The organism is Hydrococcus rivularis NIES-593 (assembly GCF_001904635.1).
Taxonomy (GTDB): Bacteria; Cyanobacteriota; Cyanobacteriia; order Cyanobacteriales; family Microcystaceae; genus Hydrococcus; species Hydrococcus rivularis.
In genome coordinates this window covers 35,450-52,202 of sequence record NZ_MRCB01000023.1, presented here as the reverse complement: position 1 = coordinate 52,202, position 16,753 = coordinate 35,450, and the positions used below count along the sequence as shown (strand labels likewise).

Genomic DNA, 16,753 nt, shown 5'->3' with positions numbered 1-16,753 from the left:
CTATCGCTTTAAATGAGTCGCATTGACCTATGAATAGTTCCTTTCTCAATCGCCTTCGCAGTCCACAACGTCCCGTCCTCATCTTCGACGGTGCCATGGGAACTAACCTGCAAATGCAAAATTTGACCGCAGAAGACTTTGGCGGTTCTCAATATGAAGGATGCAACGAGTATCTGGTACACACCAAACCAGAAGCTGTAGAGGCGGTACATCGAGGCTTTTTGGAGGCGGGTGCGGACGTAATTGAAACCGATACTTTTGGCGGAACTTCCATTGTATTGGCAGAATACGACTTGGCAGACAAGGCTTATTATCTCAACAAAACTGCTGCCCAACTAGCCAAGCGAGTCGCCGCAGAATATTCCACGCCTGAAAAACCTCGCTTTGTGGCGGGTTCGATGGGACCGGGGACCAAACTGCCAACGTTGGGACATATTGACTTCGATACGCTTAAAAATGCCTATGTCGAACAAGCAGAAGGACTTTATGACGGCGGAGTTGACTTATTCATCGTCGAAACCTGCCAGGATGTCCTGCAAATTAAAGCGGCGCTAAATGCCATAGAAGAAGTTTTTCTCAAAAAAAGCGATCGCATTCCACTCATGGTTTCTGTCACTATAGAACAACAGGGAACCATGCTCATTGGAACGGAAATTGGCGCGGCGTTAGCGATTTTAGAACGCTATCCCATCGACATTTTGGGTCTCAATTGCGCGACGGGACCCGATTTAATGAAACCTCATATCAGATATCTCTGTGAAAATTCTCCCTTCATTATCTCTTGTATTCCCAACGCAGGATTGCCAGAAAACGTCGGCGGTAAAGCACACTACCGATTGACTCCGATGGAGTTGAGAATGGCATTGATGCACTTTGTCGAAGATTTGGGAGTACAAATCATTGGGGGGTGTTGCGGAACTCGTTTCGATCATATCCGACAACTCGCCGAGATGGCGAAGGATTTAAAACCCAAAGAACGTCATCCTCACTACGAACCATCGGCGGCATCAATTTACACCACCCAACCTTATATCCAAGACAATTCTTTCCTAATTATTGGAGAAAGATTGAATGCCAGCGGATCTAAAAAATGCCGCGATTTGTTAAATGCAGAAGACTGGGATGGTTTAGTTTCTCTGGCAAAATCTCAGGTCAAAGAAGGCGCACACGTTCTCGATGTTAACGTAGATTATGTAGGAAGGGATGGCGTGCGCGACATGCGCCAATTGGTCTCTCGTTTAGTCAATAATGTCACCTTGCCACTGATGTTGGACTCGACAGAATGGCAAAAAATGGAGGCAGGATTAAAAGTTGCTGGCGGGAAGTGCATCCTCAATTCCACTAACTATGAAGATGGCGAAGAAAGATTTTTAAAAGTTTTAGAATTAGCCAAAAAATATGGTGCTGGTATCGTTATTGGCACTATCGATGAAGAAGGAATGGGAAGAACGGCAGATAAGAAATTTGAAATTGCCAAACGCGCCTATCATGCTGCTGTTGAATATGGAATTCCGCCTCGCGAAATCTTTTTCGATACGCTAGTTTTGCCCATTTCTACGGGGATTGAAGAAGACAGAGAAAATGGCAAAGCAACCATCGAAGCTGTTCGCCGCATTCGTCAAGAATTTCCAGAATGCCATATCGTTTTAGGGGTTTCTAACGTTTCTTTCGGCTTAAATCCTGCCGCGCGTCAGGTACTCAATTCAGTGTTTTTACACGAAGCAATGCAAGCTGGTTTGGATAGCGCGATTGTCAGCGCTAGTAAGATTTTACCCCTCTCTAAAATTGAACCAGAACATCAAGAAGTTTGTCGAGATTTAATTTACGATCGCCGTAAATTTGAAGGAGATATCTGCGTTTACGATCCTCTCACAAAATTAACCGAATTATTTGCTGGAAAAACCACTAAACGCGACAAGTCCGCCGATGCTAATTTACCTGTAGAAGAAAGGCTAACGCGCCACATTATCGATGGCGAACGGATTGGTTTAGAAGAAGCTTTAGAAGAAGCACTCAAGCAATATCCTCCACTAGAGATTATTAATACCTTCCTGTTGGATGGAATGAAGGTTGTAGGGGAATTATTCGGTTCGGGACAAATGCAGCTACCATTTGTGTTGCAATCGGCACAAACGATGAAAGCGGCGGTAGCATATTTAGAACCTTTCATGGAAAAATCAGACACCAATGGAGGCGCTAAAGGGACGTTTGTTATTGCAACGGTAAAAGGCGATGTTCACGACATTGGTAAAAATTTAGTCGATATCATTCTTTCTAACAATGGCTATAAAGTTATTAATCTAGGAATTAAACAACCAGTAGAAAATATTATTCAAGCTTATAGAGAACACAACGCCGATTGTATCGCCATGAGTGGTTTATTGGTAAAATCGACGGCGTTTATGAAGGAGAATTTAGAAGTATTTAACGAACAAGGCATTACCGTTCCCGTTATTTTAGGCGGTGCAGCACTAACGCCAAAATTTGTTTATGAGGATTGTCAAAATACCTATAAAGGTCGAGTCGTTTACGGAAAAGATGCCTTTGCCGACCTTCATTTTATGGATAAATTAATGCCTGCAAAAGCCGCAAATCAATGGGACGACATTCAAGGTTTTCTAGGCGAATATGCCGAAGAGAATGGCAAAGGAAAACCTCAAGAAATTGAATCAGAATCTCAAGTTAATCCCGATACTTTAATTATCGATAAAGCAGATAGACAAGAAACTGAATCCCAAAAAATAGATACTAGACGTTCTGAAGCAGTTGAAGTTAATATCAATCGTCCTACACCGCCATTCTGGGGAACAAAAATCTTACAACCAGGAGAAATTTCTCTTGAGGAAGCTTTCTGGTATTTGGATCTGCAAGCTTTATTCGTCGGACAGTGGCAATTCCGCAAACCCAAAGAACAATCGCGGGAAGAATACGATCGCTTTTTAGCCGAGAAAGTTTATCCTATTTTAGAAGAGTGGAAGCAACGAATTGTTAAAGAGAATTTGTTGCATCCGACGGTCATTTATGGCTATTTCCCCTGTCAGTCGGAAGGGAATACGCTGTACGTTTATGACCCAGAAATTATCCAACAAGCTAACGGCAAGATTCCAGATAATTTAGAACCAATTACTAGCTTTGAATTCCCTCGCCAAAAATCCTCGCGTCGCCTCTGCATCGCCGATTTCTTTGCACCCAAAGACTCTGGTACGATCGATGTCTTCCCCATGCAGGCGGTGACGGTTGGAGAAATTGCCACAGAATACGCCAAGAAGCTATTTGATGGCAACCAATACACCGATTATCTCTACTATCACGGCATGGCAGTCCAAACGGCAGAAGCGCTAGCAGAATGGACGCATGCCAGGATAAGGCGGGAATTAGGATTTGGGGATAAAGAACCGAATAATATTCGCGATGTCCTTCAACAGCGATATCAAGGATCTCGTTACAGCTTTGGTTATCCTGCTTGTCCAAATATTGCGGATCAGTATAAGCAGTTGGAGTTGTTGAAGTGCGATCGCATTAATATGTACATGGATGAAAGCGAACAGCTATATCCCGAACAGTCTACCACGGCGATTATTACTTATCATCCGGTAGCGAAGTATTTTAGTACATAATGAAAATTGGTTTTATATATAAACATGGAACATAAGAAAAAGAATGCTATATTCTAAACTGAATATATCAATTTGCTACTATTGAGGATGGATTGGATTTTCAATCAATAACTTTTATTATACTTTTTGGTTTACTGCTTTTTATTATCAACGCTTTTGTTCTTCTAAAACAATCATTTTTTTGGTATGCAGGACTATCCATTATAAATTTTTAGTTCTTGATAAAAAAGGATGTCGAATTTTAGAAAGTCTTGTCTATAAAAACTCAATCAAAAATGATATGTGCAATCCGAAAAATGAAAAGCAAGTGATGAGATTTACTATACCTTCTTCATCTATCGAATTATTTATCCTAGTTTTAGATACTGCTTGCACGGCTACTTTTTCATCAGAATTGATGAAATAATCTCCAGTATTTAGCTCAATAATAATAAACCAGTTGTGATGGTCTTTAAGTAATTCGGGAAAAACTTGCTCAAAGACAGCACGACTAATAGCAATTTAATGTATCTAGTCAGCGAATCAAACTAAACTGGCTGATATGCAGAATAGCTTCGCCATGGTCGGGAATCCAAGCCACCCATTCAGACTCCGATTCCTGACATAGAAGCAATGCTTCATCGTGACAGAAAGGGTTAAGACATTCTAACAGTCTTACCCAACTATTCGGTTGGGGAGAGGGAAGCAATCGCCATTGAACGTTAGAGCCTGTTTGAGCAATATTGGATAGTGTCATCTTGGTATCCTTGGTATCCCTGTAAAATCTTCCCATCGCAGCTAGGCAAGTGCAAACTTGTCATAGCACAGCGAGAAAAGACCAATATCTTTCACCCTTTCCTCGCGTTTGATATTTGTGGTTTCCGCGACAGCTTAAAGGGGATAAAAAAGTTTGGCAGGTTTAGTCGTGCCAGGTTAACTGCGTTTTTTCGGAAAACCTCTTTTAAGAAGACAATTTCCTCTACATTTCTGTATTAAAAAATACAAAACGATCTCAGTCAAGTCAAAGTTTCATAACTTAATAAACTCGATAGCGATCGCTTTACTAGAGTTGCGATCGCGCCTTGAGCAGCATTTTGAGTCCGTACTTATCAAGCAGAACTCGTCATTGACCTTCATAAATCCATTCCAACTGTAAATACTTTTGCAGTAGCACCAACAACTTTTGCTCGTCTATAGGTTTGGGCAGAAAAGTATTGCAGCCAACTCGCCGACTTGCTTCCTCTATCATCTCAGCGGTGCTAGCTGAGACAGCAATAATCGGCACGTCCTTAATCTCGTCGGTTTGCCGAATTTCTCGCGCCATCATCAAGCCAGTTTTAACGCCCATAAACAGATCGGTTATAATTAGGTCTGGTTTGAGTTGGCGAGCGACGGTTAATCCTTGCTCGCCATCTTTTGCCATCACTACTTCAAAACCTAGCGGATCGAGCCAACTGTGCAGAAGCGAGCGATTCTCTTGTTTGTCGTCTGCGACTAAAATCTTACGTCTGTTGCCGAGGTAACCCTTTACTCGTGCGATCGCATTTGCTTGTGTCGTCGAGGCGATCTCAACAACGGGTAAAGCGATCTCGAACCAAAAAATCGAACCTTGTCCCGGTTGGCTTATTACTTGCAATTGGCTGCCCATCAACTCCAGTAGTTGTTTGCTCATCGCCAAGCCCATCCCAATACCACCTCGCAGGCGTTCGCGATCGCCAATTGGTTCAAAAGGTTGGAAAATTTTTTCTAGATCCGAGGGATCAATGCCAATACCCGTATCGATGATTTGGAAGCGAATCTGTTGTTGGGGCAAAGACGCGATCGCATTCTCGGTGCCGATCGCGCTAACTTTAAAGAGTATTTGTCCTTGGTCGGTAAATTTGACCGCATTGCCGAGCAAATTCATCAATACCTGTCTGAGTCGTTTTTCATCAGCTCTCACGCCAGTAGGGAGATCGTCTGTCGTCTGGCACTGAAACAGGAGTTTCTTTTCTTGCGATCGCATCTCGATGATGCTACAGATTTCTTCTAAAAAGCTAGGAAAATGAAAATCGCTGAGTTCGAGTTCGACCTTGCTGGTTTCGGCTTTGGAGAAGTCTAAAATGTCATTAATCAGGGTTAGTAGCTGGGTACTGCTGCGCTGAATAATTTCGGCTCCTTTGGCTTGTTGGGGAGATAGAGCGCGATCGTTCATTAAGAGATTGGAATAACCAATGACGCTATTGAGAGAAGTCCGCAGTTCTTGGCTGATATTTGCCAGGAATTGTCCTTTGGCGCGATTGGCGGCTTCTGCGGCTTGCACGGCTTTTTTGAATTGAGCGGTTCTCTGTTCGACGCGGATTTCTAGTTCGGCGTTGGTCTTTTGAAGCTCGGTAAAAGACTCTTTAAGCTGTTGCGCCATTTGGTTAAAAGAGCGGGCTAAAGTTCTCAGTTCGCTCGCTCCTTCGACTCGAACTTGTTGGTCTAATTGACCGCTTGCAATAGCTTGGGACGCTTTACTCAAGTGCAAGATGGGTTGGCTAATCCAGCGAGACGTATAAATTCCCAAGACGGTTGCTATTGCCAAAGCACCCAAGCATAACAAAATTGTAGTCCGAGTGTTGGCATCGATCTGCGCCATGAAATCTGATTCTGGCGTAACTACCACTACCAGCCAATCCAAACCGTACTTGTCTTGCCATGGTGTAACTTGGACGAACTGACGCTCGCCGTTCGATCTAAAATCGAGCTGGCGAGCGCTTTTTATGCCATTAAAGTTACCAAAAAGATCCCGCAAGTACTCGGCAGTAGCTCTAATCGGAGGTTCTTTGCTATTAAAGACATTGAGTCGTCGCGCTTCTTTTTCGACGACGATATATGGCTGCTCGCGACTCGAACTGGCAACTAATAGTCCATTGCGTTCGACAATAAAAATTCTACTCCCAGGACTGAATTTAATCAGCCTTAGATATTGACTAATTTGAGAGAGGATTAGATCTACCCCTATCACGCCAAGAAATTGTCCTTTTAAGTTATGGACGGGGTAGCTTAGAGAAATGGAAAGTACCTCTGGCTTATCTTCCCACTGATAAATACTACTCCATAGCGGTTTACCCGCCTCAGCAGCCCCTTTATACCAATCTTCTTCTCGATGATCTGCTCCCACGTCAACTGATTCTATGAGACGAACTCTCTTGCCATAGTTGTCAGTTTCATAAATGTTGTCTCGCGTGGAAGATTCAGAAGCGTCTTCAACTATACGAAGCTCGCCATTATTTAACCGTTCTACGCCAATAAAATGACCTTTGGCATCGCCGTAGTTGATATAGCCGATAGGAAACACTTTCATTTGTTTCCAAAAATACTGTCCCAGCTTTTCTAAATCGTTAAGCTGCAACAAACCCAAACGAACCGCGTGCTCGTTTATTTGATTGATTTGATGGGGAACGGCTAAGTAAGAATCGAGATGTTGGTCGATACGCAAGCTGGCTTCTTGCTGTAGTTGACTAGCAAGGTCGTCGATCGCTTTTTGTCCGTTCCGCCATGAGAAATATCCTGTCAGTCCGACAGCCGCAAAAACTTGCAAGACAAAGGGGATGATGAGAAGTCGGCGTAGGGAGGTTTTTTCTAAATTTTTTTCAATCAAACCGCTCATAGTTTTTGGTTAGGCGAGTAGGAGCTTTAGATGAGAGGGCGATCGCTAGTAGCAATGAGGAGGAGAAGATTAAGCTCTTAGCCTTTAAAATTCCTCATAGGCCAAGACATTAATTTCTTGGCTAATATACCAAGTCTACTGAAGTGGACTCTTTATCGATTTGTGCAACAGAACTATTTCCTGACTCGATAACCGATGTCGCGTCGGTAGTACTTGCCTGCAAATTCGATGCAATCTACGGCTTGATAGACTCGATCGATCGCATCGGCAAACGTATCTCCCGTTGCGGTTACGCCGAGAACGCGACCGCCGTCAGTAACGAGTTGCCTGTTTTGGAGTTTCGTTCCGGCATGAAAGACAATTGCGCCTGATGCTTCGGCTTTATCTATTCCCGCGATCGCAATTCCTTTTTCATATGCCCCCGGATATCCGGCAGAAGCCATTACTACGCACACCGCACTGCCTGCTTTCCAGCGCAGCGGCGGGAAGTCGGCTAGTCGTTGTTCTGTGCAAGCGAAGAGCAGTTCGTCTAGCGGAGTCTCTAACAGGGGAAGAATAGCTTGGGTTTCCGGATCGCCAAAGCGACAATTGAATTCTAGTACTTTAGGCTCGCCTTGAGGCGAAATCATCAAGCCCGCATAGAGAACGCCTCGATAGTCGATTCCTCGCCGGCGCAGGGCTTCAACAGTCGGTTTGAGGATGTCTTGCTCGATCTGCTGCATTAATTCTGGCGTAGCTATGGGGGCTGGGGCATAAGCGCCCATTCCTCCCGTATTGCTGCCCGTATCGCCTTCCCCAATGCGCTTGTGGTCTTGTGCCGGGAGTAGGGAACGGACGGTAAAACCGTCAGTTAGCGCGAGTACCGAGACTTCTTCGCCTAGCAAATACTCTTCAACGATTAGTTTGGTAAAGCCTTCTCGAAATAGAGTATCGATCGCGGCTTGCGCTTCTTCTACGGTAGCTGCTACGATAACTCCTTTTCCGGCTGCCAAACCGTCGGCTTTGACGACAATCGGCGCACCCTGTTGGGCAATGTAGGTTTTAGCGGCTTCGGCTTCTGTAAAGGTAGCCGATTTAGCGGTGGGCACGCCAGCCTCTTCCATCAACGCCTTTGCCCAAGACTTGCTCGCTTCGATTTGCGCTCCCGCTTGAGTAGGTCCGAAGACTTTAATCTTATCGCGTTGGAGGCGATCGGTAATTCCCACAGACAAAGGGAATTCCGGTCCGACTACCACCAAATCGATTCCCCTTTCTTGGGCGATGCGGGCGATGCTGTCGAAGTCGTCTACCGATACTGCGATATTCTGACAGCCTTTTAGCCCTGCCGTGCCACCATTACCGGGGATACAAATGCAGCTTTCTACCTGGGGAGATTGTAGCAGTTTCCAGGCTAAAGCGTGTTCCCGACCCCCATTTCCAACAACTAGAACTTTCACCCTGCGCGATCCGTCTAACGTTTCATCTTTTAAGATTATCAGGATTGTGACATCTCCCACCGTCTAACCCAAAGGGTTCAGGCGGGGGCTTCCAATCTCACGATTGAAAATTGCTGCCTCGTAGGTTGAGTCCCCTCTTGACCTCCGCAGCCAGTCAGCGGCAGTCCAACCGCCCCAAGTCCACGACTCAGTAGCACAAGTGCGCTATTCCAGTCCCTATCAATCGACCGGTTACAGCTAGAACACTCATGTACTCTATCTTTCAAGGTTTTTTCGACTCTCATCCCGCAACTAGAACACTCAATACTAGCGTCTACAAATGTCAATCAATGACAAAAGGGGTTTTAAGGCTCTGTTTCTAGTAGACTAATCCGTCAAGAGTTTGAGGATACAGTAAATCGATCCTACACCAAGCCCTTGTTCTGGACGGCTAGTTGCGGCGGTGTTACTCTTGAGCCATTAAAGACTTATGTTGAGAAATAATCATCCCCTCAGTTCTAGTTATAGATCGCGGCGATTCCCGATCGCTGAGTGTGGAACCTGCATCCGCACATTAAGGCGCGTCCCCTTCGGGCGAGCGGGATATCCCTCGCCGCACTAAGTTGGATAAGATAGAGACGATGGCACTATCAATTCGTTGAGCTGCCAAAAGCGCGATCGCGCTATAACCTTTGAAGCCGAAGCCCCTTGTGTTCTAAACTGGATCGTGCCAACCCAAATTCATCCTTCATTCAAATGCCTGCCCTAACGACTCCTCGCGCTAGCCTAAGCTTTCCTTTAACTGCCGTTGTCGGACAAGAAGCCATCAAACTCGCTCTGCTATTGGCTGCCGTCGATCCGGGATTGGGAGGGGTGGCGATCGCGGGTCGTCGGGGGACGGCAAAATCGGTATTAGCACGGGGAATTCACGCCTTACTGCCGCCGATTGAAGTCATTAAAGGCAGCCCATTTAATTGCGATCCGGCTCACCCGGACGAATGGGACGACAAAACGCAGCAATTGTATGGAAATGCGGCAGAAATTCCTACTGAAGTCATTCCTGCGCCTTTCGTGCAAATTCCTTTAGGCGTGACAGAAGATCGACTGTTGGGATCGGTAGATGTGGAAGAGTCGGTCAAACGAGGAGAACCCATCTTTCAACCCGGATTGCTGGCAGAGGCGCACCGAGGCGTGTTGTACGTCGATGAGATTAACTTGCTCGACGACCAAATTGCCAATCAACTGCTAACCGTTTTAAGCGAAGGGCGCAATCAGATCGAACGGGAAGGGATTAGCTTTCAGCATCCATGCAAACCTATCTTAATTGCCACCTACAATCCAGAAGAAGGGGCGCTGCGAGAGCATTTACTCGATCGCATCGCGATCGCGCTTTCGGCGGATGGCGTGTTAAATTTAGACCAGCGAGTGGAAGCTATTAACCACGCGATCGCCTACGCCAATTCTCCCCAAGCTTTTATCGAGCAGTATGCTGACGAGATAGACGACCTCAAAACCGAGATTATTCTGGCGCGGGAATGGTTGAAAGATGTCAAGATTAGCCGCGACCAGATTGCCTATCTCGTCGAAGAAGCCATTCGCGGCGGGGTAGAAGGGCATCGGGCGGAAATTTTTGCCGTGCGAGTTGCCAAAGCCGCCGCTGCCCTAGAAGGACGCGATCGCGTTACGGCAGAAGACTTGCGAAGGGCAGTAGAATTCGTTATCGTTCCCAGGGCGACTCTGCTGCAACCGCCACCGGAAGAGGCTCCCCCGCCGCCTCCACCGCCTCAAGAACAGCCCAAAGACGAATCGCAGCAAGACCAAGAGGAACGAGAAGAGGAAAACCCAGAAGAACCCGAACAAGAACCCCCAGGCATCCCAGAGGAATTCGTGTTCGATCCCGAAGGAGTCGTTCTCGATCCTGCCGTGCTTTACTTCGCGCAGATGGCGCAGCGACAAGGGAAATCGGGAAGCCGCAGCTTGATTTTTTCGGAGGATCGAGGGCGCTATATCAAGCCGATGCTGCCCAAGGGCAAGGTCAAACGCATCGCGGTAGATGCCACCCTGCGGGCGGCTGCCCCCTACCAAAAAGCCCGCCGCTTGCGCCATCCCGGTCGCAAGGTGATTATAGAAGAAGGGGATATTCGGTCAAAGCGACTCGCCAGAAAAGCAGGGGCATTGATCGTATTTGTGGTGGATGCTTCCGGTTCGATGGCGCTCAATCGCATGCAGTCGGCTAAAGGCGCAGTTTTGCGATTGCTTGCCGAGGCATACGAGAATCGCGACCAAGTTGCCTTGATTCCCTTTCGGGGAGAAAGGGCAGATGTCTTGTTGCCGCCGACTCGTTCGATTGCTTTAGCGCGACGGCGCTTAGAAACCTTACCCTGTGGCGGAGGTTCTCCACTAGCCCACGGTTTGACGCAGGCGGTACACGTGGGGATGAATGCCAAGCTGTCTGGCGATATCGGTCAAGTGGTCATCGTGGCGATTACTGACGGACGGGGGAATATTCCCTTGGCGCGATCGCTGGGCGAACCCTTACCCGAAGGAGAAAAGCCAGATATCAAGGGAGAGTTGTTAGAAATTGCTGCCAAGCTTCGTGCCCTGGGGATGAAGCTGTTAGTCATCGATACGGAAAGCAAGTTCGTATCGACTGGATTTGCCAAGGAGATAGCACTCAAAGCAGGCGGCAAATATTATCACCTGCCTAAAGCCAACGAACGCGCGATCGCGCAGATGGCTAAAGGCGCGATCGCGTCTCTATAACTATTAGACTTCTTGCAGAAGTCGGGGGAAAGGGGAAAGGGTAAGGGGGAAAGGGATATTTTTCCCTAGAAGATGCACTCCTTTTCCCTGTATTGGGTTAGCATCTTTAATTAAAGCAAAGTGAATTACTCACCCCGCAGGCAGGTCAAGAAAGAGAATTGCCATAATCAGAGCAAGAGTGACGAAGGGGACGACAGCAAAAACGAATAAGATTATGGGGGTCAACCGAGGATTTCTCAAGATTAGGTCGAGAGGAGTTCTGAAATTTGAGAACTTTTCTGAGTTTTTCATCTTCGTTCTCCTACCGCTAGTAAGAGATTTATGCTTCTAATTTATCGGCTGGCGCTTTTGTAGGATTCGGTACGAATCAATTCTTATAAAAGAGGGGAAAGAATCATCCAAGCTTTAATTAGGTTTCCCTGCATCAAAGCAGCAATGCCATTTAACGCTTGAATTTCGCGATCGTCGGGTTTGAGTTCTAGGGCAGGTTGAAGTGCCTTCTGCGCTGCTTTGGGTTGCCAGTCATAGAGATAGACAAAGGCAAGATAGGCATGGGAGTAGGCGTTGTTTGGATCGAGTTTGACGAGACTTTTTAAAGCCGCGATCGCGCTGGGCGCATCTTCTTGCAAAACTCTGGCTAAAACCAACCCATAAGTCCAGTCTAATTTTTTGTCTCCAATTGGAGACATTTTCGTCAAACGGTATTCTAAAGTCTGTGCTGCTTGCTCTAAATAGTCTTGAATGGGATCGTATTGATTCAGGCGTGCAACTTGCTCGAAAACGAGTTCCAAGCCTTTCGGTCCTTTTGGTAAATTTAACGCTAGTTTTCTCAATTGCGTCACCAAATCTAATTCTGGTGCGGGTACGGCAGGCGCATCGGAATCGATCGCAATGCTGACTGGGGGAACGGTTAAAGGATAGGTTTCTCCCGTCGTGCGATTGAGATAGGTAGCAGTGAGGATATAATCGCCCTCGACGACTTCAGCATCGGGCAGCATGGCAGTCTGTTCGATGACGCGAAAAGCTTGACTGGTAGAATCGGATTGTCCCGAATATAAAGTTCCCATGCCAATGCCGCGATCGTGCAGCCAAAAAGAATTCGAGTTAGATTGTGAAATTTCCTTTGGAATCCAAGTCAACAATACTAAACCCGATTCTAATTGTTCCCAGGAACCCGACCACTCGTAGGTAATAGGGACGGGAACGCCAGGAGGAACTCTAGTAGGAACGATGACGCGATCTAAGTGCACCTTTTCCCTCGTGTGAGAGAGGGGTTCGACGATAACGGAAGGCGATCGCCGATGATAAAGCTTGAGAGTAGTACGATCTGGTAATTGCCAACTTTCCTGAAGACGAAAGGCTGGATTGGTCTCTAAACGGTTGGCGAGGGCTAATTGTGCTTCTCGTGCCATCCCATTATCGCCCGTTTTCGCCAGCAACCAATCGAGCGATCGCTCGTCCTGTGCTACTTGTTCTACAGTAGAACCGAGTTCTCGTCCGTATACCTGACGTTTTTCTAATGCCCCAAAATAGTTGAGCGTATCGTGATTAATAGAGGGCGTACTGGGAATTACGCCCAAATTCGCCCGCAGATAAGGAGTCGTCTCAATAATTTCCTCAATGACTTGAAGATTGGGCACTTCTGCACCCAGATAGGGGTAGGATAAACTGCCAGGACTCAACGCTTGCACAATTCCCCCCATTCCTACCAGGGGAAATAATTTGCCGCACATCACCGAAAAAGCCAATCCTACCGTCAGCCAACGAACGATTTGCCATCGTCCTCGCCACAGAGTCAGACAATAGGCTAAAAATACTGCCAGTATTGGCAGATAGGACATGATATAGCGATTATCTTTATTAAAAATGGCAGAACAGATTAAATAAGCGCTAATAAAATAAAGGGCTAACCAAGCTATACTTCTGGTTACTTTTTTGTTATCTAACTCTCTAGGAAATCTCCCCAATAAATGCAGCAGCAAACCGACTAAAGGAACGATTAGCAATACCCAAGAAACGGCTTTCGGCAAATCGTTCCAATAATAAGTCCACGCTGCTAGCGTATTAAGGGGAGGATCTCCCTCAAGCGTGGCAGGAATTGCATTTGAGTTCTGGGCAGTACTGAACAGATAAATCCAGTTAGTACGATACCAAGGCATCCAAATAGGAACAGAAACCAGAAAACTTGTTATTAATTGGGCGATTCTCGACCATTTTCGCTGCCATAGATAACTAACTCCCAACCACAGCAGAGGCAAGAATAGAAAAAACATGACACTCTGTTTGGTTAATAGGGCTAAACCCCAACTAATTCCGAAAATTACCGCCCATAGCCATTCTCCTAACCAGGTTTTCTGACTGCGCCAGATGGTTAAATAGCAAAAAGAGGCGACGGTTAAGGTCATCAATGGAGTATCGATGAGATAAGTCAGTCGCGCTTCATACAGTCTGGGCAACAGCACGCACAACCCCGCCGCCCATAAACCAACTTGCCCACTGAAGAGGGTTTTACCGATGCCGTATACTGAAATCAGCAAAATCGCACTGTAGAGGAAATTGACCAGTAATGCTTGGTCATTTCCCGTTCCAAAGATTTGTTGAAAGGGTGCAGTGAGAATATAAGTCAGAGGCGGATATTTCGTCGAAAGCATCCAAAAGCTTCGCCACCATTGCCCGTCGAATAATTGAGGATTTAATTGAGGATTTTGGAGAGCATCTAAATATTTTAGAGAGAGAGAGAGGTGATTACTTTGATCCCAAGCTGGAACAGAACGATCCAAAGCCAACCACAGGCGATCGCACAAGTTACTCGCTAACCAAATCATTCCCAGAATTTTTATCGCCTGAGATTTGGTTATGGAAACTTGCTCTTTTGGCATGAGAGTATATTTAAACAATCTTACTTCTTACTCACTCTATCAAACTATGAAAACAAATAAAGTTTTTGTTTTGTCTTTTCTAATTGCCCTTCAAATCATATTTTTACAGTCAGCTACACCAAGTATTTCTTTATCCGAAATAGGAAAAGAGATATCGCGTTTTAAGCAAAATCAAAAGTCGATAGCGATCGCTCAATTTAATCCTCAAGCTTTAGCTAAAGAAATTGCCGATCGCTATCTCAAAAAAATTCCTCTCCAATCGCTTCCCGATAATTTAACCCTAGAGCAAGCCTTACAAGTTCAAGACCAATTTGTTCGACTTCTGGTTCCGAGTTATAGCAAGCCAGTTGGTTATAAAGCTGGACTGACTAATAAAGAAGTACAGGCTAAATTTAATAGCGATCGCCCCGTTTCTGGCATCTTGTTAGAAAAAATGTTACTCAAAAGTGGTGCGACTGTTCCAGCGAATTTCGGCACTCGACCTCTAATCGAAGGCGATTTGATGGTCAGAGTCGGTAGCGAAACAATTAATACTGCCAGAACGCCACAAGAAGTTTTATCCGCACTCGATGCCGTTATTCCTTTTTTAGAATTGCCCGATCTAGTTTATGCAGAAAATATCAAATTAACTGCCCCAAAAATAGTTGCTATTAATGTTGGAGCTAGATTAGGAATTATGGGAGAAATAATTTCTTTAACTAAGGTTAATGAATGGCAAGAAAAGTTAGAAAAAATTCAACTAATTATTCGCGATCGCGAGGGAAAACAACTAGCCATTGGAGAGAGTAAAACTTTATTAGGCGATCCGGTAAAAGCTATTGTTTGGTTGCGAGATGAATTGCGATCGCGAGGGAAATTTCTAAAAAAAGGAGATTTATTATCTTTAGGAACAATGACACCAGCAATTCCCGTAAAATCTGGAATAATAATTCGCGCTCAATATATCGGTTTAGATGACAATATAGTGGAGATATCTGTCAAATTTAAATAACATTTTTTTACTCTAGTAAATCTCAAAATTTTATCAGAGATATAGAAAATTATTACTAATAAAATCAATCTTTTTTTAGATTAAAATTGGTTCAGAAATCAAATTCAATAAAACCCCGAAGCGATCGCAAAATAGAATTTCTATTTTTGGGTCTGTTAAAAAATAAAGGTGACTTCTAGTTCCCAAGTTTGAGATTGAGATCGAATAATTTCAATTTTTTGAATAAATTCTCGAAAATAAAATCGCCGTTCTGCTTCTGATAAATCGAGCCAAAACTGAGGTAGAGATACAGCTTTAGCGATAACTTTTAAATCTCCAGGCGGTAAACTATCGAGTTTACTTGTCAATTGAGAAATTTCTGTCTGCAGTTTATAACGGCGTAATTCAGCCGTTTCTTCATCTAAAATTCCTTGTTCTTTTAGAGAAGATAATTGCTCGATAATTGCTTTTTTTGTATGGATTTCCGATCTGAGCATTTCTTTAAGTCCCTCTGGATTAGGTAAGTTTAATTTCGCTACTGTTCGAGGTAAATCTTCGCAGATGCGATCGATAGTTTTTTCGAGGACTTCCTGATAGGAAATAGCGCTACATTTCGGAAGCAAAGGGCAGTTCATCGGACGCAGATAGAGATATTCTTTTTTTTTCCCTCTGGCAGTCACGCGGGTAATTGTCATGTGAGATTGACACTGCCCACAGATAACTAAACCTGCTAGAGAACGGGGGGCGCTAGCAGTCCGAGAGGGCAAACGTCCGTTGCGGCGCAGCAGGCGATCGATTTGAGCCGCTTCTTCTCTCGATATAATGGGGACGTGGGTATCGGGGACAATCTCATTATTTTGATAGGCAAGATCGCCTCGATAAACTGGATTGAACAACCAATTTCGACCTGTAGATACCGAAATTTTTTTCCCGTACCTTTTTTCTAGATAGCGGACGGCACCGCGTAGGGAACCAAATAGCAAAAAGCGTTCAAAAAACTCTTTAACGACTGGGGCAGTGCTGCGATCTAGAATATAGCGATCTTTGCCGCGACGATAGCCGTAGGGGGCTTTTCCTGGCGGCGGTAAAGCTTTGATTCGGTTGCGGGCGTGCCCTTGACGGAGGCGGCGATGATACTGTATGTTTTGAATTTCCTGGAAAATTTTGGCTAAATTGGCTCTAATATCTGCCGGATCGGCGTTTTTTAGTTGGGAAGAATTGTAATTTTGTTCTGTGGCAACGATCGCTACGCCGAGAGTTTCAAGTTGAGTCATGCGATCGCTAATTTCTTCTACAGAATCTCCTAATTCTTCTAGGTTACGAATTAATAAGTACTCTGGAGTATTTATTTGACAATCTTCCAATAATTGAAATAACTGCTGGCGCTTGCCCAAATCTTGATAAATTTTATCGACTTCTAATCCCCAAATCGATCGATCTGGCGGAGATTCTAGGAGAGGGTCGCTGTAGGAATAGGCGATAATTTTCATGGGATG

At 45.1% G+C, this 16,753-nt stretch carries 10 protein-coding genes; 3 read left to right on the top strand and 7 right to left on the bottom strand.

Translation table 11 applies throughout. The features are described 5' to 3' along the window. Positions 1–29 precede the first annotated feature (29 nt). Positions 30–3,617, top strand: a complete 3,588-nt coding sequence (metH, locus tag NIES593_RS16890; protein WP_073600693.1) for a methionine synthase — start codon at positions 30–32, stop codon at positions 3,615–3,617. Positions 3,618–4,131: 514 nt separating this feature from the next. On the opposite strand, the gene NIES593_RS16885 is transcribed toward metH, so the two are convergent. From NIES593_RS16885 to NIES593_RS25645, 4 genes are all read right to left on the bottom strand, one after another. Beyond that, positions 4,132–4,353 carry a hypothetical protein gene (locus NIES593_RS16885; RefSeq protein ID WP_073600692.1) on the bottom strand — a complete coding sequence of 74 codons (222 nt, stop codon included), beginning with the start codon at positions 4,351–4,353 and terminating at the stop codon, positions 4,132–4,134. 366 nt (positions 4,354–4,719) lie between these two features. Continuing rightward, positions 4,720–7,230 carry an ATP-binding protein gene (locus tag NIES593_RS16880; RefSeq protein ID WP_073600691.1) on the bottom strand — a complete coding sequence of 837 codons (2,511 nt, stop codon included), beginning with the start codon at positions 7,228–7,230 and terminating at the stop codon, positions 4,720–4,722. 173 nt (positions 7,231–7,403) lie between these two features. Continuing rightward, positions 7,404–8,666 (bottom strand): phosphoribosylamine--glycine ligase, encoded by a 1,263-nt coding sequence (gene purD, locus NIES593_RS16875; RefSeq protein WP_073600709.1) that lies wholly within the window; start codon positions 8,664–8,666, stop codon positions 7,404–7,406. Positions 8,667–8,743: 77 nt separating this feature from the next. Beyond that, a complete protein-coding gene (locus NIES593_RS25645; protein ID WP_217651943.1) occupies positions 8,744–8,992 on the bottom strand; it encodes a zinc ribbon domain-containing protein in 249 nt (82 codons plus the stop codon). A 409-nt stretch (positions 8,993–9,401) separates the two neighbouring features. Between NIES593_RS25645 and bchD the strand changes: the two genes are divergently transcribed. Then, positions 9,402–11,408 carry a magnesium chelatase ATPase subunit D gene (gene bchD / locus NIES593_RS16860; RefSeq protein ID WP_073600690.1) on the top strand — a complete coding sequence of 669 codons (2,007 nt, stop codon included), beginning with the start codon at positions 9,402–9,404 and terminating at the stop codon, positions 11,406–11,408. Between the two features lie 129 nt (positions 11,409–11,537). Here bchD and NIES593_RS24285 read toward each other — a convergent pair whose 3' ends face one another. Together NIES593_RS24285 and NIES593_RS16855 are read right to left on the bottom strand one after the other, a co-directional pair. Then, positions 11,538–11,699, bottom strand: coding sequence for a hypothetical protein (locus NIES593_RS24285; protein ID WP_175561166.1), 162 nt, complete (start codon positions 11,697–11,699; stop codon positions 11,538–11,540). An 83-nt stretch (positions 11,700–11,782) separates the two neighbouring features. Next, the gene (locus tag NIES593_RS16855) at positions 11,783–14,287 is read right to left on the bottom strand and encodes a phospholipid carrier-dependent glycosyltransferase (protein ID WP_073600689.1); all 2,505 of its coding nucleotides are present in this window, start codon (positions 14,285–14,287) and stop codon (positions 11,783–11,785) included. A gap of 46 nt (positions 14,288–14,333) precedes the next feature. Between NIES593_RS16855 and NIES593_RS16850 the strand changes: the two genes are divergently transcribed. Continuing rightward, complete coding sequence (locus NIES593_RS16850) at positions 14,334–15,278, top strand: 2-keto-4-pentenoate hydratase (RefSeq protein WP_073600708.1); 945 nt, start codon at positions 14,334–14,336, stop codon at positions 15,276–15,278. Positions 15,279–15,433: 155 nt separating this feature from the next. Here the strand turns inward: NIES593_RS16850 and NIES593_RS16845 are convergent, their stop codons facing one another. Next, positions 15,434–16,747: a recombinase family protein gene (locus tag NIES593_RS16845; protein ID WP_073600688.1), complete on the bottom strand. Its 1,314-nt coding sequence runs from the start codon at positions 16,745–16,747 to the stop codon at positions 15,434–15,436. Between the last annotated feature and the right edge of the window lie 6 nt (positions 16,748–16,753).

What these genes read in the sequence shown, in the direction of transcription:
- metH (WP_073600693.1), top strand. Translation starts at nt 30, where the DNA reads ATGAATAGTTCCTTTCTCAATCGCCTTCGCAGTCCACAACGTCCCGTC.
- NIES593_RS16885 (WP_073600692.1), bottom strand. Translation starts at nt 4,353, where the DNA reads ATGACACTATCCAATATTGCTCAAACAGGCTCTAACGTTCAATGGCGA.
- NIES593_RS16880 (WP_073600691.1), bottom strand. Translation starts at nt 7,230, where the DNA reads ATGAGCGGTTTGATTGAAAAAAATTTAGAAAAAACCTCCCTACGCCGA.
- bchD (WP_073600690.1), top strand. Translation starts at nt 9,402, where the DNA reads ATGCCTGCCCTAACGACTCCTCGCGCTAGCCTAAGCTTTCCTTTAACT.
- NIES593_RS24285 (WP_175561166.1), bottom strand. Translation starts at nt 11,699, where the DNA reads ATGAAAAACTCAGAAAAGTTCTCAAATTTCAGAACTCCTCTCGACCTA.
- NIES593_RS16855 (WP_073600689.1), bottom strand. Translation starts at nt 14,287, where the DNA reads ATGCCAAAAGAGCAAGTTTCCATAACCAAATCTCAGGCGATAAAAATT.
- NIES593_RS16850 (WP_073600708.1), top strand. Translation starts at nt 14,334, where the DNA reads ATGAAAACAAATAAAGTTTTTGTTTTGTCTTTTCTAATTGCCCTTCAA.
- NIES593_RS16845 (WP_073600688.1), bottom strand. Translation starts at nt 16,747, where the DNA reads ATGAAAATTATCGCCTATTCCTACAGCGACCCTCTCCTAGAATCTCCG.